We start from the raw sequence: 690 nt of genomic DNA on the forward strand, positions 1-690 counted from the left end.
GTAGAGCGCACACTCTCGGAAGAGAGTGGCCGCCGCGCCGCCTGGGTCGAGGGCCTGCGCAAGGACGGCGATTACAAGCTGGCGCTGGCAACGATCGCAGAGCTGCGACCATACATAGACCAGTTCTTCGACAAGGTAATGGTCATGGCTCCTGAGCCATCCCTGCGCGCCGCGCGGCTCGGTTTGCTGCAGCGCATTCTGCTGGACTACAGCAAGGTTGCAGACTTCTCGGAGATCGTGATCGCGGGGTAAGGGGCCGCCAGTCTCGCCGCGCTTGCAACCCGCAGCGAAGCGGAGGGAGAGTACTGGCGAGTCACTGCGAGAGCTATTTCTGCTTAGTACGCGCTCTTCACCACGCCGCCGTCCACGCGGACTGGTGACCCGTTCGTCGCGCTGGCTTGTTCGCTGCAGAGATACGTCGCCATTGCGGCCACTTCCTCCACCTTCGCCAGCCGCTTGTTCAGGCTGGACGGGCGCGCATCCCGGATGAAGTCGCTCTCGACCTGTTCGACGGAGACGCTCTTCTCCTTCGCGATTTTGCCGATGAGCGTGCTGACACCCTCACTCTCGGTAGGGCCAGGCAACAGGCTGTTCACGGTCACGCCGCTCGCCGGGATAGACTCCGCGATGCCGCGTGCCAGTGCGATCTGTGCCGCCTTGGTGTCGCCGTAGTGGACCATCTCCTCGGGG

1 protein-coding gene and 1 pseudogene are annotated in these 690 nt (G+C 63.8%); one reads left to right on the forward strand and one right to left on the reverse strand.

Annotated elements, in window-relative coordinates; all coding sequences use genetic code 11:
• Positions 1 to 252, forward strand: a pseudogene (locus tag D9R14_RS22705) (glycine--tRNA ligase subunit beta); the annotation flags it as partial.
• Between the two features lie 83 nt (positions 253 to 335).
• On the opposite strand, the gene D9R14_RS22710 reads toward D9R14_RS22705, so the two are convergent.
• The coding region (locus D9R14_RS22710; RefSeq protein WP_121625946.1) for an SDR family oxidoreductase at positions 336 to 690 on the reverse strand (355 nt) is incomplete at its 5' end.

The sequence above is a fragment of the Xanthobacter tagetidis genome (genome assembly GCF_003667445.1).
In the GTDB taxonomy this organism is placed as follows: Bacteria; Pseudomonadota; Alphaproteobacteria; order Rhizobiales; family Xanthobacteraceae; genus Xanthobacter; species Xanthobacter tagetidis.